Origin of the sequence: Chitinophaga niabensis (assembly GCF_039545795.1) — a bacterium.
GTDB lineage: Bacteria > Bacteroidota > Bacteroidia > Chitinophagales > Chitinophagaceae > Chitinophaga > Chitinophaga niabensis_B.
The window spans coordinates 6147778-6170213 of record NZ_CP154260.1 but is presented as its reverse complement, the minus strand read 5'-3'; the positions used below and the strand labels follow the sequence as shown (position 1 = coordinate 6170213).

Below are 22436 nucleotides of genomic sequence, written 5' to 3'. Positions count from 1 at the left end.
CCCGGGTTTATGTAAAGAAGGCAATAGCAAAGAAAAGCATGTCGCTACCCCATTTATTGAAATATGTTTATAATAACGGAACCGATGAGGTGATCCGCCGGGGGAAACGCATCTTTTCCACAGGCGGTGTGGAGTTGCTGGAAGGGGACCCTGTGCTCAAATCTGCTACTTTCCGCGTAAAAAGTGATACCCACGCTAACTACTATAAAGTTTCCATCAGCAAATATCACGAGCCCGCCACCATGAGTGTCCGGTGCCAGTGCCCTTATAACTTAGGAGATATCTGCCGGCACGAGGCGGCCGCACTTTTCCAGTTACAGGAAATGCTGGACAGGAATCATTTTGAATCATACGAAACACAATACGATCAGCAGCATACGCTGATCAAAATGAAATCCATCGATCTAAAAACCCTCAAACTCCTTACCTCCAGCCCTATGATGCAGGATGCAGAAACCATCCTCCGCAAAACACAGGCTGTGATCAAAGCTGCCAAAGATGAAAAGGTGGAGGCAGAACTGAAGTTTGAAGGCAAAAAATATCCGCTCATCCTGCAACGCAACGAAGAGCGGAACTTCGATACCCATTGCACCTGCGATGAACATGAACATCCCATCTGCATACATAAACTGGCCCTGTTCCTGCAATTGCTGCATGCACACGGACCATTTTATTTTGATACCCTCCGCAACTGGGATAAAGAAAAAAACAAACTCCTTTCCTCTTACGGATACACGCTGAACGATGACCTCAACGGGAAATTTGCGTTCTCTTACCTCAACGGCAAACCCTTCCTCCGCGTACTGGATCCCAGTATCAAAAAAGTGGAAGCACCCGTAACGGCAAACAAAGCAGAACCACCTCCCGAGGAAGAAACCATTACGGTAACACGCAGGCTGGGCGTTATGCTCAACGCCAACGATAAACTGTTCCCTTACTTCCAGGCAGAACTGATCAACGGCGATGCCAATGAAGATGAAACAGAATTCGTATCCCTCGTTACCCGGCTGGACCTTAGTAAATACGTAGACTTCTATCAATATAAAGAACGGGACAGGGAACTGATCACACCTGTACGCAAAATACAGCATGCGGAAGTCAGCAAATTCCTGAACAAAAATTCTCCTTTCGCGGGCATCTGGGAAAACATCATGCATGAAAATGAAGATGGTTTGCCCATGGAAACCATGGAGCTGATCGTGGAATACCTGCATCCCAAGATCACAAAACTCTTCCCGATACTGATGGAACACCGCCTGGTGTTCCTGTTAAGAGAAGGGCAGCCTTTTAAGACCAAGAACCTGCAACCCTTGCTGGTAGCAGATGAACCCTTGCAACCTTACTTCAAGGCAGACCCTGTAAATGACCATGTGGAAGTGACCGCCTGGGTAGATATTGAAGGAGAACCCGTGAACGTGTCTGCCAATCAATGGGCCAGCCCTATGCTGTTCCTGTATAATGGCAGCATCTTCCATTTCAAACGGCCGCAGGATAGCATCAACATTATGCGTTACCAGCAGATGAACGCATTAAAAGTACCGTCCGCAGAATGGCAGGACTTCCTGAAAGATGTGATGCTGCCCCTTGGCAAAGATTATGCAGTACAGTTTGATTCCACCCTGCTCGCAGAAGTGGATGATATTATACCGGAAACACGTGTGTACCTCAAAGAAATGGGCGAAACATTCGTGATCCAGCCAGGCTTCTCCTATGCAGGGCATGAAGTGGAATGGAATGAGGAAAGCCGCATCACTGTACAGGAAGCCAACAAAGTACTCGTTATTCACCGGAACAAGGAAGTGGAGAATGCTTTTGTGGCCAAGCTCCGCACCCTGCACACCAACTTTAACCATCTCAGTAACTATAACTACTTTTTCCTGCGTTCCAAAGAAGCGCTGAAGAACAACTGGTTCTTCCTTTTCTTTGATGCACTCAAGGAAATGGATGTTCGGGTATTCGGTTTCGAACAACTCCGCAACTTCCGTTTTAATCCGCAGAAACCCGTTACCAACCTGCAGATCAGTTCTGGTATAGATTGGTTTGATGCACAGGTGGAAGTATTGTATGGCGATCAGAAAGTCGGTATCCGCGATATCAAACGGGCATTGGCCAACAAGCAGAACTATGTGCAGCTGGCAGATGGCACCCTTGGTTTATTGCCGGAAGAATGGTTGAAAAAATATTCCCTGCTCTTTAAGATCGGGGAAGAAAAAGATAAAGGCGCCGGCCTGAAGTTGAGTAAATACAACTTCTCCGTGATCGATGAATTGTATGAATTCATTGATGATGATGCCATCCTTGCAGAGCTGGATGAAAAACGCCGCAAGCTCCTGCAGTTTGATGAGATCCGTAATGTGCCCTTACCAAAGAACGTGAATGCCAATCTCCGCCCCTACCAGGAGAGTGGTTTCCAATGGCTCAACTACCTGGATGAAGTGAAGTGGGGAGGCATCCTGGCAGATGATATGGGTCTTGGTAAAACCGTACAGGCACTTACGTTCATTCAGCACTACAAAAATGAGAACGGCAAAGCCATGATGCTGGTGGTTTGCCCTACTACGCTGATCTATAACTGGGAGAATGAGATCAAGAAATTCACACCCGGTATCACTTACCATATTCATCATGGCCCTGCACGTATCCGTGCTGCAGAAGAGTTACAGGGCTTTGATGTGATCATTACCACTTATGGTACCCTGCGCAGCGATATTCAATTGCTGATGAAGATCCAGTTCGACTATGTGGTACTGGATGAATCGCAGGCCATTAAGAATCCGCAATCCAAAGTCACCAAAGCAGCACAGTTGCTGAATACCCGCAACCGTATTGCATTGAGTGGTACCCCCATGCAGAACAATACCTTTGATATATACGCACAGATGAATTTCCTCAACCCGGGAATGCTGGGCAGTGTGGACTTCTTCAGAAATGAATTTGCCACCCCCATCGATAAGTTCCAGGATGAAGAAAGGAAAGAGCACCTGAAAAAACTCATCTATCCCTTCATTCTCCGCCGCACGAAAGAGCAGGTGGCCAAAGATCTGCCGGATAAGATCGAGACCGTGATCTTCTGTGAAATGGATCCTGAGCAAAGGCATATTTACGATGCTTACCGTAACACCTATCGTTCCAAGATCCTGGGTGTGATTGAAGATCAGGGTATGGAACGCAGCCAGCTCACCATCCTGCAGGGGCTTATGAAACTGCGCCAGATCTGTGATTCACCGGCTATCCTCAACGAAACAGAAAAATATCCCAACCATTCCGTAAAGCTGCACGAGCTCACCCGTGAGATTGCGGAAAACAGCGGGCACCATAAAGTTTTAGTGTTCAGCCAGTTCCTGGGCATGCTGGGCCTCATCCGGGAAAGGATGACACACATGAAGATCCCGTATGAATATTTTGATGGTAGTACCTCTACAATGGACAGGGAAAAAGCCATTCAAAATTTCCAGAATAACGATGATTGCAGGGTATTCCTCATTTCCCTGAAAGCGGGCGGTGTGGGGCTTAACCTTACCGCTGCGGATTACGTGTACATTGTTGACCCATGGTGGAACCCCGCTGTGGAACAACAGGCCATTGACCGTACACACCGTATCGGCCAGACCAAAAACATCTTTGCTTACCGCATGATCTGTAAAGACACTGTAGAAGAAAAAATACTGGAACTGCAGGAACGCAAAAAATCCCTCGTAAAAGATATCATTGCCGATGATAACGGCTTTATCAAAAAGCTGTCTAAGGAAGATGTACTGTATCTCTTCAGTTAAGAGATCAGTTTATACCCGATCCCGCGGATGTTCACAATCTGTATCCTGGGATCTTCTTTCAGGTAACGGCGTAGTTTGGTGATGAACACATCCATGCTGCGGGCATTGAAGAAATTATCATCCCCCCATATATCCAGCAAAATAGATTTCCGCTCCATCACCTGGTTGCGGTGTTTGCATAAACGCCAGAGTACTTCTGCCTCCCGGTGAGAAAGGAACTCTGTATGATTATTCCGGGAGAGCGTTTGTTTGGTATAATTGAAGGCGTATTGCCCGATGATCACATGATCTTCCCCCTGTTCCTGCTGCACAGGTGTTGGCTGGAAGCGGTTGAGCAAAGACCGGATCCTTACGATCAGTTCATCCATGCTGAATGGCTTTTTCAGGTAATCATTACCACCCAGCTCAAACCCTTTTACCACATCAATCGTCTGCGATTTCGCAGAAAGGAAAATGATCGGCGTTTGTTTGTCTGATTTCCTGATCTCTGCAGTCAGCGAAAAGCCGTCCATATTCGGCATCATAATGTCCAGCACAATAACATCCGGTTTGTGCTGCCGGTACAAGCGCAGGCCCTCGTTACCATCATTGGCAATGAACATACGGAAGCCCCGCATCTCCAGGCTGTCTTTCACGATCTGTGCCAGTTGCGATTCATCTTCTATCAACAATACGCTTGCGTTCATGTTGTATAAATTTCCGCAGGAACTCAATTCGCTGCGTTCATGATACATTAAATTTCAGGGATTTCCAGCAGGAACTCGCTTCCTCTGTCCGGTTCACTTTTCACGCGGATAAAACCGCCGTGTTTCTCTACGATCTTTTTTACATAGCTCAGCCCAAGCCCGAATCCTTTTACATTATGCAGGTTGCCCGTAGGCACCCGGAAGAACTTTTCAAAGATACTGTCCTGGTAATTATGCGGGATGCCAATGCCATTATCCTTCACCACAATCTTCAGCCTGTCCTGCAGGCGGCTCACATGGATAGTGATCTCCGCCGGCTCACCGGAATACTTGATCGCATTGTCCACCAGGTTATTCAGGGCATTGGACAAATGCGTTTTATCTACTTTTACCATGGCATCCGAAAGGATGGTATAAGTGAAATCCACCTTCTTATTGGCTTTCAGGCGATGATTGGTAATGATGTGGCTGATCAGGTCGTTCAGGTCTGTTTCCTCCCGGTACAGTTCAAAATCATCTTTTTCTTCCGCCGCAATGTGTAATACTTTTTCCACGAGATCACTCAGGCGTGTTAACTCCTGCCGCGAGATGCTTAAGTACTTTTGTGTTTTCTGCTGATCATTCAGGGCATTGAAGTTCTGCATGGCTTCTACCGCTGCGGATACTGTAGCGATGGGTGTTTTCAGCTCATGCGTCATATTGTTGATGAAGTCGTTTTTTACTTCAGAGAGTTTTTTCTGTTTGAGGATGGTACGGAGCATGTAGATGAAGCAAAGCACCGTGAGCAGTAACAGGATAGCTGTGCTGAGAAGCGGGCCTATCATCTGGCCCAGGATCCTTTGCACAGGATTACTGAAGGAAGCCTGTACAAGAATATCGCTGAAAGGATTGAAAGGGATCTTAGCGGTCTGCAGTAAATTAACAGGTTCTGACAGGAAGATGATCGTATCCTTTTGGAACGAATCTTCTTCTACACGGAAGGTATCCAGTTTATAAGATACAGTGATACCACGGCTGCGCAATTCCTCTTTGTAAACAGAGTCTACTTTCTTTGCAGAGAACCTTTCTTTGTAGATCTTATTCAGGATCAGCATATCCGAGATCTGCCGGGAGAGCGAATCTGCATAGAAACGATATGCCGTGTCCCGGTCCCTGATCTGAATGTTTAGTGTGGTGGCATTGGTGGAATGTATCACCCTTTGAAAATGCCGCGGCGCAATACTGTCATTATAAGGTTCGGCCTCCATAAAAACGGCCTCGCCGCCAACAGGCATTGTTTTTCCTACAACAGTCCCCCGCATGGAATCAGTCATAATCCTTAAGCCGCTCATTGGCCTCGCCTTTCTCAGGAACACAGAATCTTTCATAAAAACCGCGGGTTTTCCTCTTAAGGCAAAACTGGCATTCATGGCAGGATACCGCCGTCCGATAAAGCGCCCGGCATCTATAAATTGTTTATTGTACACCGCAGTGCGCAGTGCATCATTAATATCCTTATTGAACTCCTCCAGCCGAAGCTTATAAGAGTTGTATAACCAGTAAGCCTGGAAAGCGAAAATACCCAGTATACAGGTACTCATCAGGATCAATATGTTGCGGATTCTGTTGCGCATGGAATGTAAATCTATCCAATCCTTATCATCTACCGCCGGGGCTTAACACTAATTAACATTAAATAAGACTGCTTAACCCTCCCCCTGCTGTGTATCCTGCAATTTTACACAACAAAAAACAGCGTACATATGAAAACGATCATCGCCGCTTTATTAATCCTGGCCTTTTCCAGCACACAGGCCCAGCAAAAAACCTCAGGTATAATCGAATATGAAGTAACCTCACGCATGGACCTCTCACAGGCCCGTATTGTAATGATGGGCCCGGGTGGCCAGGTTACACAGGGAAGTGCAGCAGATATGGCTGTGGACGTGCCGGATCTGATCACCACCAAACAAACCCTCACTTTTTCCAGCACCAAAGGAAAACTGGAAGCAGAAGGTGGTGGCGGGCCCCAGATGCTGAGTTTTCAGAGAGCGATGCCGGCTGGCGGAGCTGTGGCAGGAAGAACACAGACAATTGATGTGGCTGGTAACAGTAGCGGCAATGCAAGCTTTTCTGCAGGCCCCGGCGGCCCTGGTGGCCCCGGAATGTCACTGCGCCCCCCTCTCAGTAACAGTACGTATATTGATCTGGCAAACAAAAAGTATTTAACCGTTACCACAGAGAAAAAGGACAGTGTTACCAGTAACAGTTGGTATGCCGAAGAGGATTACAAGAACTCCGCAGAGATTAAAACCAGCAATAAAACAAAAACCATTGCAGGATTTAAATGCCAGCGCGGTACTGTAAAACTCGGTGAAGAGAACTTCGTTTTCTGGTATACAACAGAGATCCCGCTTTTATTCTCCCCGGTAAATGGTGTATTACCCGCAGAAGGAGTTGTGTTATCCATTGAAAGCAGCAAACGCTCCTACGTTGCAAAAAAGGTAGAGTTTAAACCCATAGAAGATACGGAGGTGAGCCTTCCTGCCAATGCGCAGAAAGTAACGGAAGAAGAACTGAAAGCTAAAAGACGCCAGATCATGGAGAAGTTCCATAACGACAGACTGGAAAAACTCCAACTCAATAACTAAGCCACCACCCCAGCTATAAACCCAATTATGAAACAACGCGTTTTACTGACCGTGGTGTTGGTTATTGCTATCTTAACCATTGCCCGGGCACAGACACAGAACAAACTCCAGATCACCGGCCGCCTGATTGATTACACCAATAAAGAACCATTGCCCAATGCGGCAGTAGCTTTACTGGAAGTAAAAGATTCCGTAATAGCTGCTACGGTAGTGGCAGATGCAAAAGGACTCTTTAGTATTACCGGCACAAAACCCGGCAACTATGTGCTTGTTGTTTCATACATGGGATACCAGCAACTGACGCGCAATTTACAGGTACAGGATACCTCCCGCCTCATTGCGTTGGGAACATTAACCCTAAAAAGGAAAGGACTTAACCTGAACGAAGTGGAGATCGTAGATGTAAAACCTCCGATCACCATTAAAGAAGATACAGTGGAATACAATGCGGGCTCTTTTAAGACAAGAGAAAACGCCCTGCTGGAAGAACTGCTCAAAAAACTCCCCGGCATACAGGTGGAAAAAGACGGTACCATCAAAGCCAATGGAGAAACCGTAAAAAAGGTATTGGTAGATGGTAAACCTTTCTTTGGGGATGATCCCAAAATGGCCACCCGCAACCTGCCTGCAGACATTGTAGATAAGATCCAGCTCATAGACCGGAAAAGCGAACAGGCGCAGTTTACCGGTATCGCCGATGGAGAAATAGAGAAAACACTCAACTTCACCATTAAGCCAGACCGTAAAAAAGGCGTGTTTGGAAGAGCAACTGCAGGATATGGAAGTGATGAACGTTTTTCCCTTAACGCCAGCATGAACCGCTTCCGGCAAACACAGCAGCTTTCCATTATGGGAGGAGGGAACAATACCAACAATACCGGCTTCTCTTTTTCAGATGGTTTTAATTTTGGCGGCGGAGCAAAAGGTGGTGGCGGAGCTGCCAATACAGGGCTTAACAGGAACTGGAATGGCGGCATCAATTACAGCGATAACCTCGCTAAAGGATTACGCATCAGCGGCAGTTATTTTATGAGTGATATGCAGCGGGATAATGAAAGAAGAAGTGAACGGGAGAATCGCCATAAACCGGATTCTTTTTCCTACGTGAACTCCAACAGCACCTCTCTTAGTAATAACAGCAACCACCGGGTGAATGCACGCATTGAATATGATATCGATTCTTTTCATTCCCTGATTGTTACCCCCAACATCAGTTACAGTTCAGGAGATAACTTTTCTGAAAGCAGGAACACTACCCTCAATAACAACAAGGATACTGTCAATAATGGGCGTACGATAAATAAAACCACGGCCAGTTCTCCCAACGTAAACGGTACCGCCCTATTCCGGAAAAAGTTCGATAAGAAAGGCCGCACATTCAGCACCAACCTGACCTTTGGCGCTAACAGCAACGAACGGGAATCCATCAACCAGTCGCAGACATCTTACCTGCAACGTAATGGCTCCTTCCGGAACGACACCATAGATCAGAAAGTGATGCAGGATAACAGCAGCAAAACATTAGGTGTGAGAATGAGTTATACGGAGCCGGTGTTCATAGACCGCTTCCTGGAATTGAATTACGGCTATAGCTATAATGCCAATTCATCCAACCGTACTACCTACGATAAAGGGAAAGATGACTATGACCTGCTGAACGACAGTCTTACCAATGCTTTCAACAATGTGTACAGTAATCACCAGGCCGGTATCAGCATCATGACACAGAAACTGCGGTACAATTATACATTGGGTATGAACGTTCAGTTCAACAACCTCAGCAGCGAGAACATCTCAAAGGATAGCACCTTGCGGCAGCACACCGTGAACATCTCTCCACTTGCGCAAATGAACTATAACTTTTCAAAAAACCGCCGGATGCGTATTGCCTACCGCGGGCAAACACAACAGCCTACCCTGGAACAATTGCAACCGGTGCCCGATAATTCCAATCCCCTGTTTGTGAAGTTGGGGAACCCTGATCTGAAGCCTTCCTTCAATAACAACCTCAGTGTAAACTATAATAACTTTGATCCTGTAAGTATGCGCAGTTTTTTTGCCTCCCTTACCGGAACATTTACCTTGAACAGGATTGTGAACAACACGGCTATCAATGACCAGGGCATACAGACCAGCCGCCCCGTGAACGTAAATGGCAACTACAATGTAAATGCCTATATGGTGAATGGTTTCTCCCTCAACAAGCAGCAGAAAACAACCATCAATACCAATACTTATGCGGGCCTCACACGCGATGTGAGTTTCCTCAATAACCAGAAGAATTTTACACAAACCCTGAATATTACCCAAGCGGTTAGCTTCAACTATATGTATAAGGAAGTGTTCGATCTGGCAGCTGGCGGCAATGTGAATTATAACAGGGCGCGCTTCAGTAACAATAAGGCCAACAACACCAATTATTTCAATTATGGCCTTTCCCTGGACTTTAACGTGAACCTGCCGGGAGGGATTATCATTGGAGGGGATGTGGATTATACCGCCAATACAGGAAGAACGGAAGGATATAACCTGCAATACACCCTTGCGAACGGCTTTATTTCCAAAACACTGTTTAAAGCCAAACAGGGCCTGATCAAATTCCAGGTGTTTGACCTGTTCAATCAGAACGTAAGCGTGAACCGTACCGTGATGGATAACTACACAGAGGATTCCGAAACAAAGGTTTTGCAGCGTTATTTTATGGTGAGTTTTTCCTACTTCCTGAACCGTTTCGGAGGGAAAGCGCCCAAGGGGCAAAGAGGGGACAGGATGATGGAAGCACCGCGGAATATGAGGTTCTGATCTTCCTGCAGCACAATGATCACGCTAAAGTCCCCGTAGGGGCTTTACTTAGTAGATGTAATCCGGTTTAAGCCCGTTTACCGGCTCTGAAATCATTCAAAATGTTCTTTTTACGATTCTCCTGCCACTGGTTGGTGAGGTACACCACAAGGCGGCTGATCGTAAAAGTGGGGATGAAATCGAGTCCCGGGAACAGCTCCTCAATGAAATTGAATACGCCACCGAAACCGCCAATAGGCCCACCGAACATTTTGTAAAAGATGAGAGCCGATATTGGCGCCCAAATTACATCACTCACTTCCCCGAATACCGGAACTGCATAACTGGCGCAACCCAACAGGTCCATCAGCAGGCAAAGTGTTAAACTGGGAGTAACTCTTCTTTCCATACACACATGCTTTTGTATATATAATCAAATAACCTACCAAAATGTTACTCCCCCTGGGCATAAGAACCAGCAAATCCCTGAAACATACATCATAAACCCTTATCCATAAGGCGTTTGCGTTCGAATGCGGTTTGTCCTTATTTTCAAAAAAACGTATTTCCACGGTGCTTGCAAACAGACAAAATTTCACTTAAATTCACCCCTGATAAACCCGATCCACTTATGGCAGACAATCACTCCCGCAGAGATGCGATCAAAAAAGTAGCAACTATGGCTTTAGCAGGCACAGCGCTTTCTTCCCTGACAAACCGCGTATCCGCGCATGAGCAGGCAATGGACGCAAAACTCAAAGGAAAAGTAAACCACTCCGTTTGCAGATGGTGCTATAATGGTATCCCGCTGGACGAGCTCTGCAAGGCATCCAAAGAAATAGGCATCGCATCTATCGACCTGGCCAGCCCGGAAGACTTTGCTACCCTTAAGAAATACGACCTCACCTGCGCCATGGTAGCATCCAATGGTAAAGAATGGGGTATCACCAAAGGCTGGAACCGCCCGGAGCATCACGATAAGCTGGTGACCTATTTTGAACACCTGATCGATGAAACCGCCAACGCCGGATTCACCAACCTCATCTGCTTTTCCGGAAACCGCGGCGGCATGAGTGATCAGCAGGGACTGGAAAACTGCGCCACCGGCCTGAAGAAGATCATGGGGTATGCAGAAAAGAAAAAGGTGACGCTGGTGATGGAATTGCTCAACAGTAAAGTGAACCACCCGGATTATCAATGCGACCGTACCGCATGGGGTGTGGAACTTTGCAAAGCCATCGGCTCCGAGCATTTCAAACTTTTATATGACATCTATCACATGCAGATCATGGAAGGAGACGTGATCCGCACCATCCGCGAAAACCAGCAATACATTGCGCATTACCATACTGGCGGAGTTCCCGGCCGGAATGAAATAGATAAAACACAGGAGCTGTTTTATCCCGCTATTATGCAGGCGGTGGTAGACACTGGTTTTAAAGGATTCGTAGCACAGGAGTTCATTCCTAAACGGGAAGATAAACTGGCATCCCTTAAAGATGCTATCCTGATCTGTGATGTTTAATATTTCCAGTCACGGCGCAGCATCCCCATCACTACCATATCCACGTAATGGCCGTGGAGCTTGGCGCTCTGGCGTAATATACCTTCTTTGGAAAAGCCCAGTTTGATGGGGATCTGGGCGCTTTTCTCGTTCTGCAACACAAAACGGATCTCTACCTTATTCAGCCGGAGTGCCGCAAACGCATAGCTGATAAGGCTTCTGCAACTATTAGTAACAATTCCTTTTCCCTGGAATGATTCCATGAGCCAATAACCGATCTCTGCTTTTTGCAGCGGATGGTCCCAGTCGTGCAAGTCAAGAACCCCGCAAAGCCGGCCACCATGCCATATTCCAAAGGCAATTGCATCCTGCTCATTTGCTTTGCGCAACATGAGTTCAATGAAGCGGAGAGAATGTTCTTCTGTTGTATTATAATCCACCCAGGGCAGATATTTACGCAACTGTTTACGGGATGTATTAACCGCAAAAAACAAGTCAGGAGCGTGTTCAGGCTGTAATTGTCTTAACAGGGTGGTATCGTTTACAGGTAGTTCCAGCATAATCTTCCCGTCAAAAATACATATATCCCCTTAAACGGCAACAGGCGATCCGCTTTTGCAGATCACCTGTTGTTTTGATTATGACGGTACTGTACTACTACTAACGTTGCGTGATCAATTGCTGTTTGGTCATATCCTTCACCACTTGTTGCGTATACACCACGGCCATTCTGGCTGCGGAAGACGGGTCAAAGGTTTCGGTACGCACAGAATAAAGCAATTGTTTGTTCTTCATGCTGTATAAATTACTTTCAAGGAAGTACTTGGTGTTGGTTGTATAATACCCCGGTTCATAAATACGGTTGTACATACTTCCATAATAAGACCACCAGCCACCATAATAAGGACGGTAGAACATCGTCCTGCCCGGCACGTAATTCTTTTCTTTGGACTTATCCAGCATTACGATCGTGAGCACCTGGTCCACATCTTTTTTGCGGATCATGTTCATGGCTTTTTCTTCCTTCAATCCTTTAAAAGTTTTCGGGCCGTATGTTTCATAAGCGGATACAGCATTATATCCCTTTTGTTTCAATGCGGCTACCATTTCTTCTTCCATCTTTGCCTGCAAAGCACCCTGCCGGTCCTGCACCAGTCCCAGTACCATGATCTTCTGATCAGGACTTAAAGATGTTTCCGGTTCTTTCCAGGAAGAAGTCACTTTGGTGCTTGAACAGGCTGAGAGGAATAACGCCAGGCCTGAGAGCACCACCACGGTTAATATTTTCATCTGTTTCATCATCGTCTGGAGTTTTTATATTGATTAGACGGAGAAAGAGCAGCAAAAGATACATGGGGTAGGGTGAATTAACAATACTTTGGGGGAACTGTTAAAGGAATGAAAAAAGGAGCTGTCAAAAGTAATTTGATGGGCTTGAGAATTGCATAACGGAAATTCTCCCCATCAGGTACCCGAAAAAAATCAGGTAAAATTACTTTTGACAGTCCCTTTTATATAGTGGATTAGTAATTGATCACCTGTTCTTCTATCTGCTGCGGGATCTCCCGGAACTGATAAAGTTGTGTGCGGAGCTGTGGTTCAAAACCTGCTTCCCGGATGGCATCCTGTATGCTTTTATAAGTAAAGCGGTGAGGGGCACCGGCTGCTGATACCACATTTTCTTCGATCATAATAGAACCAAAGTCATTGGCACCTGCATGCAGGCATAATTGTGCTACAGATTTACCTACCGTAAGCCAGGAAGCCTGTATGTTTTTGATATTGGGCAACATGATGCGGCTCATAGCGATCATGCGGATATATTCTTCTGAAGTGGTCATATTATGCACGCCACGGATCCTGGAGAGCAGGGTATCCACATCCTGGAAGGTCCAGGGAATAAAAGCTGTGAAACCATAATGCCCTTCCGGTTTTTCGCTTTGTACCTGGCGGATAGCCACCAGGTGTTCAAAACGTTCCAGCACAGTTTCCACATGCCCGAACATCATGGTGCCTGAAGAAGCAATATTGAGTTTATGCGCTGCACGCATTACATCCAGCCATTCCTGCGCACCGCATTTTCCTTTGGAAATGAGGCGGCGCACACGATCGTTCAGGATCTCTGCTCCGGCTCCGGGAAGGCTGTCCATACCCGCTTCCTGCAAAGCTTTCAGCACTTCAATGTGGGTGCTTTTTTCCAGTTTGGTGATATGTGCTACTTCGGGAGGGCCAAGTGTGTGCAAACGAACATCAGGATACAGGCGTTTCAACTCACGGAACAGGTTGGTATAAAAGCTGAGGCCCAGTTCAGGATGGTGGCCGCCCTGCAAAAGCAATTGGTCTCCGCCATACTTAACGGTTTCCTCAATTTTGCGTTTATATTCGTCTATTTCAGTGATGTAAGCATCCTTATGGCCGGGTATGCGGTAGAAATTGCAGAACTTGCAATTAGCCGTGCAAACGTTGGTGGTATTTACGTTCCGGTCTATCTGCCAGGTCACCTTGCCATGAGGCACCTGCTGCTTCCTTAATTCATTGGCGATCTCCATCAGTTCCGCCAGGGGAGCGTGTTCGAACATATACACCCCTTCCTCTGCCGTTAGAAACTCAAACTGTTGCGCCCTTTTGTATAAATCCTGTAATTGCATCTTAAAACAAAGGTAAGGAAAGTGCAAATGTTATCCGGGGAACTATTTTGCCGTTTATACCAAATAGCCGTACAACAAACGAACTTAAATGTTAAATTTAGGTAAATGAGGATGCCCGGCATCATAGCTTATGCGAATCCATAACCTGTTTCACGTTTTTGTTCTCTGCCTGTCGATCTGTAACGTTGGAGTCCGTGCCCAGGAAAAAGAAAATGCACCATCTGTCGAGCCTGAAGCCAGGCTGATCACTCGTTTCCCTTTTAAACAGTATTACGGAGGTGTAGTTGTGATTTCCGCACAGCTGAACGACTACAAGGACACCCTGCAGTTCCTCCTGGATACCGGCAGCGCCGGGATTTCCCTGGATACCGCAACCTGTATAGCCCTGGGCGTAAAGCTCACCCCTTCCGATAAGATCGTCCGCGGGTTGGGAGCCAGCAAAAACATCTCCTTTGCGCTGGATAATACCCTCCATCTGCCAGGCCTGGATGTGGATAGCCTGGATTTTCATGTGAATGACTATGAACTGATCAGCCAGGTATACGGCATCCAGATAGATGGGATCATGGGCTACAGCATATTGAGCAGGTATGTGGTGCAGATCGATTACGACAAAGAAGAGATCCTGATCTATACCCAGGGAAAGTTTAAATACCCCCGTGGTGGTTACCTCATGAAGCCCAATCTTACTTTCATTCCCGTAGTAAATTCCCCCCTCCGCAGCGGAAAACGAAATGTTAATCACCGGTACTATTTTGATACCGGCGCCGGGATGTGTTTACTGCTCAGCACCCAGTTTGTGAAAGACAGCAGCCTGCTGGTGAAACGCAAAGTCAAAGTGATCCCCACGGAAGCACAGGGCCTGGGAGGTAAAATGCAGATGTACATCACTACCATGAACGAATTCAGAATAGGCAACTACACCTTCCGGAATGTACCAACCTATCTGTTTGACGATGTTACCAATATCACTTCCTATCCTTCCCTGGCCGGGATGATCGGGAACGACCTGCTCAGGCGTTTTAATCTCACCCTCAATTACGCTCGCAAGGAAATTCACCTCATGCCCAATACTCACTTCAGGGACCAGTTCGACTATTCCTATACCGGCCTGATCATCTACCTGATAGACAACCGTATTGAGGTTACAGACGTGATCAGGAACTCCCCGGCAGAAAAAGCCGGCTTTAAAAGAGGGGATTTTGTACTGGCCGTGAACAACAATTTCACCACCAACCTCCAGATCTACAGGGACCTCCTGAAGAACATCGGCACCCGCCCAACCCTGCTCATTATGCGGGACGGGGAACTGATGCTGAAAAAGCTGCCCATCCGCAGCATATTGTAGCTAATGCCTTTTATCGTAAATTTGCCCGTTTTGGTTTGATCACCAGAGCATTTTCTTATTTTTCAGTCAAAGACAGATATGATCCATTTTAATAGATTCACTTTAGATAACGGGCTGCGTGTGATTGTTCATGAAGATAATACAACCCCTATGGCTGTTGTAAATGTGCTGTATGATGTGGGCGCCCGTGATGAAAATCCTCAACAGACCGGCTTTGCGCATTTATTTGAACACCTGATGTTTGGCGGTTCCGTGAACATCCCGGAGTATGACGAACCCCTGCAAATGGCAGGCGGGGAAAACAACGCTTTCACCACTAACGACCTTACCAATTACTACATAGAATTACCTGCCGAAAACCTGGAAACAGCCTTCTGGCTGGAAAGCGACCGGATGTTGTCCCTCGCCTTTTCAGAAAAGAGCCTGGAAGTACAGCGGAAAGTGGTAACCGAAGAATTCAAGGAGCATTACATCAACAAACCTTACGGAGATGTGGGCCATAAGCTGAGGGCATTGTCCTACACCAGCCATCCTTACCGCTGGCAAACCATCGGAAAGGAATTGTCCCATATTGAAAATGCCCAGCTGGAAGATGTAAAGAACTTCTTTTTCCGTCATTACCGCCCCGTTAATGCCATCCTGGTTGTGGCCGGCAAAGTGACCACAGAACAGGTGAAAGCCCTGGCGGAGAAATGGTTCGGGGATATCCCTTCCGGAGAAAAGTATGTACGCAGCCTTCCCGTGGAACCTCCGCAGCAAACGGCTAACTTCCTGGAAGTAAAAGCAAAAGTGCCATTAGACGCACTGTATAAAGCCTATCATATTTACCCGCGGAACGATCAGCGTTATTATGCAGCAGACCTTATTTCAGACATCCTCAGCGGTGGCGGCTCTTCCCGTTTGCACCAGGTATTGGTGAAAGAGAAGAAACTTTTCAGCAACATCGATTGTTATCATTTTGGCAGCATAGACGCTGGTTTACTTTGCATAGAAGGCAAACTGGTAAAAGGGGTTAAAATGAAGGATGCAGAAAAAGGTGTACAGGAAGAACTGGAAAAACTGCAACAGAACATCATCCCGGAAAGAGAATTGCAGAAAGTGAAAAACCGCGTGGAAAGCATGCTGGCTTTTGAAGACATGGGTTTATTAAGCCGCGCTAACAACCTCGCCTTTTATGAACTCTTAGGCGATGCAGCTTTCATGAACAAAGAATTCGAAAACTACGAACGCGTAACAAAAGAAGACATCCACAGAGAAGCAAAGATCATCTTTGACGAAAAGAACTCCAACACCATTCACTATTACGCAGGAAACTAAGAACAAATTATGGTCAACAGAAGTCAGGCACCCGCTATAAAAGATGCAGTAGATTTTGAAATATTGCTCAAGCCATATGAGAAGTTTAATCTGGATAATGGCATCCCCGTATACGTGATCCGTTCAGAAGAACAGGAAACCCTGCAGCTGGAACTCGTGTTCCCTGCCGGCAGCTGGTTTGAAACGGAAAACCTCATTGCTTCCGCCACCAACTTCCTCATGAAGAACGGCACCAGCAAACGCTCTGCTTTGGAGATCAATGAAGCGGCCGAATACTATGGAGCTTACCTCAACAGGGCCTGCTTTCATGAAAATGCCACCTATACGCTGCACTGCCTTACCAAACATACCGCCGATCTGTTACCGGTTTTACAGGAAGTAATACTCGATCCCGTTTTCCCGGAAGAAGAACTGAGCACCTTTGTGCAGAACATGAAGCAAAAGCTGGCAGTGAACCTCACCAAGTGCGACTTTGTAGCCAACCGCCACATCGATAAATTCCTCTTCGGAGAATTTCATCCATACGGCCGCGTTAGTAATATGCTGGCCTATGATGCTTTGCAGACGGAGTCTTTGAAAGCATTCTATAAAAAACACTACACGTACAACAACTGTAAGATCTTCATTGCCGGCAACCTGCCTGCGAATATCATTCCCCTGCTGAATCAATATTTCGGCAGTACAAAATGGAATGGGGAGGAAGTGATCCTGCGCCCGGAGTTGCCCGTTTTACCAGCTGAGGAAAAGAAGTTCCGCATCTTCAATGATGAGAATGGCGTACAGGGTGCAGTGCGTATAGCAAGGCCATTTCCCAACCGCTACCATCCTGATTTTGGAAAGATGCTTGTACTGAATACCATTTTCGGTGGTTATTTCGGATCAAGGCTCATGAGCAATATCCGTGAAGAAAAAGGATATACTTACGGCATCCATTCCCAGATCTACAACTTCCGCCAGGTGAGTGGTGTCAATATCCAAACCGAAGCCGGCCGCGATGTTTGTGAAGCAACGGTTGCAGAAGTGTATAAAGAAATGGAACGCTTGAAAAATGAAGAGATCCCGGAAGAAGAGTTGAGCCTCGTGCGCAATTTCATGATCGGATCTATCCTGGGTGATCTGGATGGTGCTTTCCATGTGATCCAGCGTTGGAAAAATCTGATCCTGAACGACCTCGATGAAAATTATTTCTATAATAATATCCGCATCATAAAAACCATCACTGCCGCTGAGTTACAACAACTTGCGCAGCAATATTATAACAAGGAGGACTTTTACGAGCTGATTGTGATCTGATCAGCGGTGAACATTCAGCATGCTTTTTGCGTAATTTGATGACAGTATTTTAATCGCGTTCTACCATGGGAATACTTATCCGCATCCTCGTTACAGCATTAGCGGCGCTCTTAACGGCCTATTTGTTACCGGGCGTTAAGCTGGCCAGTTTCACTTCTGCGCTGCTCCTGGCAATCGTTTTAGGTTTGCTCAATTTACTCGTGAAGCCGGTATTGGTGATCCTCACCCTGCCTGTTACCATTGTAACGCTGGGCCTTTTTTTGTTGGTGATCAATGCACTCATCGTGCTCTGGGCCAGCAGCCTGGTGAAAGGATTTAAGGTAGATAATTTCTGGTGGGCGTTGATCTTTAGTGTGGTATTGTCTGTCATCAGCAGTATCATGTTATCGCTCGGGCCTGCCGATAAAGATTAATTACTCTTTATGGCGTAGCACAACTCCTCCCCGGGTGCCAATGTGCTGGCCATTCTCCACAGTCACCTGTCCATTCACCAGCACGTATTTAAAACCCGTGGCATACTGATGCGGTTGCGTATAAGTGGAAAGGTCTTTCACGGTATTGGGATCAAAGATCACAACGTCTGCCGCATAACCCGGTACCAGTAATCCTCTTTCTTTCAGGTTGAACTTTTGTGCCGGTAATGAGGTCATGCGCCGTATGGCTTCTTCGAGCCGGATCACTTTTTCTTCCCGTACATATTTACCCAATACACGGGAGTTGGTACCATAACCACGGGGATGTGGAACACCCATCCCAAATTCACGGATGCTGGCATCGGAAGCAAACATATTGAAAGGATACTTCATGATGTATTTCACATCCTCTTCACTCATACCATGGAACACCATACCCGCATTGCCCTGTTCTGAAAGGTCCAGGATAGTTTGTACTTCATTTGCCAGGGTGGATTTACGGCCTTTCATGATATTGATCTCCATGATGTTCTTTCCGTTGTAAGTGGTATCCTGTTTGAAATAGGCCACCACCGCATAATCCAGGTGTTTGAGCTTGCGGCGTTTATAGGTAGCCGTCATTTCTGCTGCAATACTTTTCCTGATAGCAGGCTGCTGCAAACGGTAACGGATGGAGTCTGCGCCACCAGAAAGTGCCCAGTCCGGCAACATGGTCCGCAGGCTGGTACTGCTGGCTGTATAAGGATATTGGTCTATGGTAACTTCCAGGCCTTCATTCCTTGCTTTCTCCACCATGGCCAATGTTATTTTGGAACGGCCCCAGTTCTGTTTCCCGCCAATTTTAAAATGAGAGATCTCAACCGGGATATTGGCCTGCCTGCCAATGGTCAATGCTTCTTCAATAGCAGCTTCCACAGCATCTCCTTCATTCCGCATATGCGTGGCATAAAGCCCTCCGTATTTTGCCGCCACTTTTGCCATACCCACTACTTCCGGCGTACGTGCATAAAGTCCCGGCAGGTAAATAAGGCCGGTGGAAAGTCCTACCGCACCATCCTTCATGGCTTTTTCAACCAGCGCTTCCATTTGTTGCTGTTCTGCTTCAGAAGGAGCACGGTCTGTACTGCCCATTACAGCTCTGCGGATATCATTATGCCCAATGAGCGAACCAACATTGATGGACGTTTTCATACTGTCCAGCTGCCGGAAATAATTGCCCAGGTCAACATTGGAAGACCCGCAATTCCCCGTGATCACAGTGGTTACGCCATCATAAATAAAACTTTCTGCAGTGGGGATCTTGAATTCATCTCCTTCAATATGCGTATGCACATCTATGAATCCCGGCGCCACCACCAGTCCGTTGGCATCAATGGTTTTGCCGGCAGAAAAAGTAGAGGGAATGGTACCCGTACGGAGCACCTTGCCATTTTTGATGGCCACATCTCCATAGTACCAGGAATTGCCGGTACCGTCAATGATCTTCGCATGCCGGATCAGGATGTCGCAATCTGTCTGTGCCTTGCAGGCCAGCGAACCGGCAAAGAAAGTCAGGAGGAGAAAAAGCCGCTTTGCCATGAAAAAGAGTTTAACTGCTATGATCTGCTATAATTTTCCAATCGCCATTGATCTTGCGGAGCACAAGGGTAAAATGCCCGGAAAGATCACCCGCTGTTCTTGCCAGCATCCACTTTCCTACAACAAAATACACATCGCCGGCCAGTTTTTTAAATTCCAGCAGATTAAAGGAAAGTGTACCCATGGCCGCTTTATCCGGGTAGCCCTTTTTATAGTTCTCCAAAGTGGCCTTCCAGCCATAGGTTGGGCCTTTTTTGCCGATAAAGATCAGCGAATCCGATTTCCAGTAAGTCTCCATAAAACCATCCAGGTTTCCCTGGTTCCAGGCTTTGATCTGGGAGGCCATCAGCATACGGATCCGGCCTTCATCTGTAGACTGCGCCCATAGGGGATTTTGGCCGCAAAATGCTATCAGAGCTATGATAATGATGAGCGAACGCATGGTAAATATTTAGCAAAAGATAAACAGTTTTTATGATTTATGCATTCTTTGATTATACTACCTTTGCACAACCACAAAAAAAATAATCAATATGCCAGGATTTGAACTATTTGGCGCTGAAGAGAAAAAAGAAGTAAATGATGTACTGGAAACAGGCATTTACATGCGTTATGGTTTTGATGGTCCACGTAAAGGGATCTGGAAAGCAAAAGAACTGGAACAGGCCCTCACTGAAAGATTCAATGTAAAGTACGCACAGCTCACCTCCAGCGGAACCACCGCACTCACTACTGCCATGGCAGCATTGGGCATTGGTGCAGGAGATGAAGTGATCATGCCTACATTTACATTTGTGGCCAGCTTTGAAGCGGTACTTTCTGTAGGTGCAACTCCCATCCTTGTAGATGTGGATGATACCCTCACCCTTGCACCCGATGCAGTGAGAGCGGCCATCACGCCAAAAACAAAAGCAGTGATGCCCGTACACATGTGCGGTTCCATGGCAGACATGGATGCATTGCTGGACATTTGTAAAGATTACAACCTCCTGTTGCTGGAAGACGCTTGTCAGTCTACCGGTGCAACTTATAAAGGCAAAGCCCTTGGCTCTATCGGCCATGCCGGTACCTTCTCTTTCGATTTCGTGAAAACCATTACCTGTGCAGAAGGTGGTGCCATCATCACCAACATCGAAGACATCTACACAAAAGCAGATGCTTTTTCTGATCACGGGCACGACCACCTTGGTGGAGCAGATCGTGGAGCAGATGGCCACCCACATTTCGGTTATAACTTCCGCATCTCCGAACTGCATGCAGCAGTAGGATTGGCGCAGATCCGCAAGCTGGACAAATTTCTGGCCATCCAGCGTAATAACAAGCAGATCCTGAAGGAAGCCCTGGGTGCTATACCCGAGGTAACTTTCCGCCGTTTACCAGACCCAGAGGGAGACAGTGCTACATTCCTCTCTTTCTTCCTGCCCTCTGCAGAAGCAGCAAAAGCCGCTACTGCCGCTATTAAAGCAGCAGGCCTTCCTGCTTTCTACTGGTTTGATAATAACTGGCACTACTTCCGCAAATGGAACCACTTCAAAGAAGGCGCTACCTTACATCCATTCGCAGCGCAACTCGCCAAAGCCATGGAAGTATATAAAACAAAAGAATTCCCTGCATCTGATGCATTGATGAGCCGCTGTATCTCTTTCCCCATTAGTCTGGCATGGACGGATGAAGAAGTACGTGGCAGAGCAGAGAAACTGATAGCTGCCATAAAAAGTGCTTTATAATGAAAACAGTCGCATTGATCCCTGCCCGTTATGCAGCCAGCCGGTTCCCCGGTAAAATGATGGCAGTGCTGGCAGGTAAAACAGTGATCTGGCGTACATATGAATCTGCTTTGCAATCCGGCGTGTTTGATGAAGTGATGGTAGTAACGGATAGCGATATCATTTATAATGAGATCGTAAGCAACGGCGGCAAAGCCATCATGAGCAAACGGGAACACGAAAGCGGTTCAGACCGTATCGCGGAAGCCGTAGAAAACATGTTGGATGTTGAGATTGTTGTGAATGTACAGGGAGATACCCCTTTCACCCAAAAAGAACCGCTGGAAAAACTGCTCAAAGTATTTGAAGGTGAAGAAGGTAAGAAAGTACAGGTAGCCTCTTTAATGCAGGAGCTGAAAGACTGGAAAGATATTGAAGATCCCAACTTCGTAAAAGTAGCGGTAGACCGGAACTTTAATTCACTCTTCTTCTCCCGCTCCGTGATCCCTTATCCAAGAGATAAAGGGGTGAACACTACTTATTATGAGCACATTGGCATTTATGCTTTCCGCCGTGAAGCCTTGCTGTTATTCACAAAAACACCCATGACCCCGCTGGAAGCAGCTGAGAAGGTAGAATGCCTTCGCTACCTGGAAATGGGCATCCCCCTGAAAATGGTCGTAACAGATTATATGGGAGTTGAAATTGATACGCCGGAAGACCTCGAAAGAGCTTCCAGGTATTTAGAAGAAAAATAAC

At 46.7% G+C, this 22436-nt stretch carries 18 protein-coding genes; 10 read left to right on the top strand and 8 right to left on the bottom strand.

The annotated features are described in order from the left end of the window. Nucleotides 1-38 precede the first annotated feature (38 nt). Nucleotides 39-3773 (top strand): DEAD/DEAH box helicase, encoded by a 3735-nt coding sequence (locus AAHN97_RS24725; protein ID WP_343304767.1) that lies wholly within the window; start codon nucleotides 39-41, stop codon nucleotides 3771-3773. Here the strand turns inward: AAHN97_RS24725 and AAHN97_RS24720 are convergent. Further along, on the bottom strand, nucleotides 3770-4459 hold the full coding sequence (locus AAHN97_RS24720) for a response regulator transcription factor (RefSeq protein WP_343304766.1): 690 nt from the start codon (nucleotides 4457-4459) through the stop codon (nucleotides 3770-3772). The genes AAHN97_RS24725 and AAHN97_RS24720 overlap by 4 nt on opposite strands. Before the next feature lie 47 nt (nucleotides 4460-4506). Further along, entirely contained in the window at nucleotides 4507-6072 is a 1566-nt protein-coding gene (locus tag AAHN97_RS24715) for a sensor histidine kinase (RefSeq protein ID WP_343304765.1), read from the bottom strand. Nucleotides 6073-6201: 129 nt separating this feature from the next. Between AAHN97_RS24715 and AAHN97_RS24710 the strand changes: the two genes are divergently transcribed. Further along, nucleotides 6202-7089, top strand: a complete 888-nt coding sequence (locus AAHN97_RS24710) for a GLPGLI family protein (RefSeq protein WP_343304764.1) — start codon at nucleotides 6202-6204, stop codon at nucleotides 7087-7089. Nucleotides 7090-7116: 27 nt separating this feature from the next. Next, nucleotides 7117-9891, top strand: a complete 2775-nt coding sequence (locus AAHN97_RS24705; protein WP_343304763.1) for a TonB-dependent receptor — start codon at nucleotides 7117-7119, stop codon at nucleotides 9889-9891. Nucleotides 9892-9958: 67 nt separating this feature from the next. Here the strand turns inward: AAHN97_RS24705 and AAHN97_RS24700 are convergent, their stop codons facing one another. Beyond that, complete coding sequence (locus tag AAHN97_RS24700) at nucleotides 9959-10279, bottom strand: hypothetical protein (protein ID WP_074241648.1); 321 nt, start codon at nucleotides 10277-10279, stop codon at nucleotides 9959-9961. Nucleotides 10280-10501: 222 nt separating this feature from the next. Between AAHN97_RS24700 and AAHN97_RS24695 the strand changes: the two genes are divergently transcribed. Next, nucleotides 10502-11395, top strand: a complete 894-nt coding sequence (locus AAHN97_RS24695) for a hydroxypyruvate isomerase family protein (RefSeq protein ID WP_343304762.1) — start codon at nucleotides 10502-10504, stop codon at nucleotides 11393-11395. Here the strand turns inward: AAHN97_RS24695 and AAHN97_RS24690 are convergent. The 3 genes from AAHN97_RS24690 to mqnC all read right to left on the bottom strand — a co-directional run bounded on the left by AAHN97_RS24690 (nucleotide 11392) and on the right by mqnC (nucleotide 14022). Continuing rightward, nucleotides 11392-11934 carry a GNAT family N-acetyltransferase gene (locus tag AAHN97_RS24690; protein ID WP_343304761.1) on the bottom strand — a complete coding sequence of 181 codons (543 nt, stop codon included), beginning with the start codon at nucleotides 11932-11934 and terminating at the stop codon, nucleotides 11392-11394. The two genes, AAHN97_RS24695 and AAHN97_RS24690, sit on opposite strands and share 4 nt — an antisense overlap. A 100-nt stretch (nucleotides 11935-12034) precedes the next feature. Beyond that, nucleotides 12035-12676 carry a hypothetical protein gene (locus AAHN97_RS24685; protein WP_343304760.1) on the bottom strand — a complete coding sequence of 214 codons (642 nt, stop codon included), beginning with the start codon at nucleotides 12674-12676 and terminating at the stop codon, nucleotides 12035-12037. Between the two features lie 221 nt (nucleotides 12677-12897). Continuing rightward, nucleotides 12898-14022, bottom strand: a complete 1125-nt coding sequence (mqnC, locus tag AAHN97_RS24680; RefSeq protein ID WP_343304759.1) for a cyclic dehypoxanthinyl futalosine synthase — start codon at nucleotides 14020-14022, stop codon at nucleotides 12898-12900. Nucleotides 14023-14152: 130 nt separating this feature from the next. Here mqnC and AAHN97_RS24675 point away from each other — a divergent pair, with 130 nt between their 5' ends. From AAHN97_RS24675 to AAHN97_RS24660, 4 genes are all read left to right on the top strand, one after another. Next, nucleotides 14153-15370 (top strand): aspartyl protease family protein, encoded by a 1218-nt coding sequence (locus tag AAHN97_RS24675; protein WP_343304758.1) that lies wholly within the window; start codon nucleotides 14153-14155, stop codon nucleotides 15368-15370. A gap of 78 nt (nucleotides 15371-15448) precedes the next feature. Beyond that, nucleotides 15449-16687, top strand: a complete 1239-nt coding sequence (locus AAHN97_RS24670) for a M16 family metallopeptidase (protein WP_343304757.1) — start codon at nucleotides 15449-15451, stop codon at nucleotides 16685-16687. A gap of 9 nt (nucleotides 16688-16696) precedes the next feature. Beyond that, entirely contained in the window at nucleotides 16697-17980 is a 1284-nt protein-coding gene (locus tag AAHN97_RS24665) for a M16 family metallopeptidase (protein WP_343304756.1), read from the top strand. 65 nt (nucleotides 17981-18045) lie between these two features. Then, nucleotides 18046-18393, top strand: coding sequence for a phage holin family protein (locus AAHN97_RS24660; RefSeq protein ID WP_074241656.1), 348 nt, complete (start codon nucleotides 18046-18048; stop codon nucleotides 18391-18393). Here the strand turns inward: AAHN97_RS24660 and AAHN97_RS24655 are convergent, their stop codons facing one another. Further along, complete coding sequence (locus AAHN97_RS24655; protein WP_343304755.1) at nucleotides 18394-19971, bottom strand: N-acyl-D-amino-acid deacylase family protein; 1578 nt, start codon at nucleotides 19969-19971, stop codon at nucleotides 18394-18396. It abuts the gene before it with no gap. 10 nt (nucleotides 19972-19981) lie between these two features. Continuing rightward, nucleotides 19982-20413, bottom strand: coding sequence for a YybH family protein (locus tag AAHN97_RS24650; protein WP_343304754.1), 432 nt, complete (start codon nucleotides 20411-20413; stop codon nucleotides 19982-19984). Nucleotides 20414-20504: 91 nt separating this feature from the next. Here AAHN97_RS24650 and AAHN97_RS24645 point away from each other — a divergent pair, with 91 nt between their 5' ends. Beyond that, nucleotides 20505-21698: a DegT/DnrJ/EryC1/StrS family aminotransferase gene (locus AAHN97_RS24645; RefSeq protein ID WP_343304753.1), complete on the top strand. Its 1194-nt coding sequence runs from the start codon at nucleotides 20505-20507 to the stop codon at nucleotides 21696-21698. Continuing rightward, complete coding sequence (kdsB, locus tag AAHN97_RS24640) at nucleotides 21698-22435, top strand: 3-deoxy-manno-octulosonate cytidylyltransferase (protein WP_343304752.1); 738 nt, start codon at nucleotides 21698-21700, stop codon at nucleotides 22433-22435. The genes AAHN97_RS24645 and kdsB overlap by 1 nt, the downstream gene beginning before the upstream one ends. Nucleotide 22436: the final 1 nt, after the last annotated feature.

Excerpts from the sequence above, each read along its gene's own strand:
- kdsB (WP_343304752.1), top strand. The coding sequence starts at position 21,698 with ATGAAAACAGTCGCATTGATCCCTGCCCGTTATGCAGCCAGCCGGTTC.
- AAHN97_RS24710 (WP_343304764.1), top strand. The coding sequence starts at position 6,202 with ATGAAAACGATCATCGCCGCTTTATTAATCCTGGCCTTTTCCAGCACA.
- AAHN97_RS24685 (WP_343304760.1), bottom strand. The coding sequence starts at position 12,676 with ATGATGAAACAGATGAAAATATTAACCGTGGTGGTGCTCTCAGGCCTG.
- AAHN97_RS24660 (WP_074241656.1), top strand. The coding sequence starts at position 18,046 with ATGGGAATACTTATCCGCATCCTCGTTACAGCATTAGCGGCGCTCTTA.
- AAHN97_RS24700 (WP_074241648.1), bottom strand. The coding sequence starts at position 10,279 with ATGGAAAGAAGAGTTACTCCCAGTTTAACACTTTGCCTGCTGATGGAC.
- AAHN97_RS24695 (WP_343304762.1), top strand. The coding sequence starts at position 10,502 with ATGGCAGACAATCACTCCCGCAGAGATGCGATCAAAAAAGTAGCAACT.
- AAHN97_RS24665 (WP_343304756.1), top strand. The coding sequence starts at position 16,697 with ATGGTCAACAGAAGTCAGGCACCCGCTATAAAAGATGCAGTAGATTTT.
- AAHN97_RS24670 (WP_343304757.1), top strand. The coding sequence starts at position 15,449 with ATGATCCATTTTAATAGATTCACTTTAGATAACGGGCTGCGTGTGATT.
- AAHN97_RS24715 (WP_343304765.1), bottom strand. The coding sequence starts at position 6,072 with ATGCGCAACAGAATCCGCAACATATTGATCCTGATGAGTACCTGTATA.
- AAHN97_RS24705 (WP_343304763.1), top strand. The coding sequence starts at position 7,117 with ATGAAACAACGCGTTTTACTGACCGTGGTGTTGGTTATTGCTATCTTA.
- AAHN97_RS24720 (WP_343304766.1), bottom strand. The coding sequence starts at position 4,459 with ATGAACGCAAGCGTATTGTTGATAGAAGATGAATCGCAACTGGCACAG.
- AAHN97_RS24645 (WP_343304753.1), top strand. The coding sequence starts at position 20,505 with ATGCCAGGATTTGAACTATTTGGCGCTGAAGAGAAAAAAGAAGTAAAT.
- AAHN97_RS24675 (WP_343304758.1), top strand. The coding sequence starts at position 14,153 with ATGCGAATCCATAACCTGTTTCACGTTTTTGTTCTCTGCCTGTCGATC.
- AAHN97_RS24725 (WP_343304767.1), top strand. The coding sequence starts at position 39 with ATGTCGCTACCCCATTTATTGAAATATGTTTATAATAACGGAACCGAT.
- AAHN97_RS24650 (WP_343304754.1), bottom strand. The coding sequence starts at position 20,413 with ATGCGTTCGCTCATCATTATCATAGCTCTGATAGCATTTTGCGGCCAA.
- mqnC (WP_343304759.1), bottom strand. The coding sequence starts at position 14,022 with ATGCAATTACAGGATTTATACAAAAGGGCGCAACAGTTTGAGTTTCTA.
- AAHN97_RS24690 (WP_343304761.1), bottom strand. The coding sequence starts at position 11,934 with ATGCTGGAACTACCTGTAAACGATACCACCCTGTTAAGACAATTACAG.
- AAHN97_RS24655 (WP_343304755.1), bottom strand. The coding sequence starts at position 19,971 with ATGGCAAAGCGGCTTTTTCTCCTCCTGACTTTCTTTGCCGGTTCGCTG.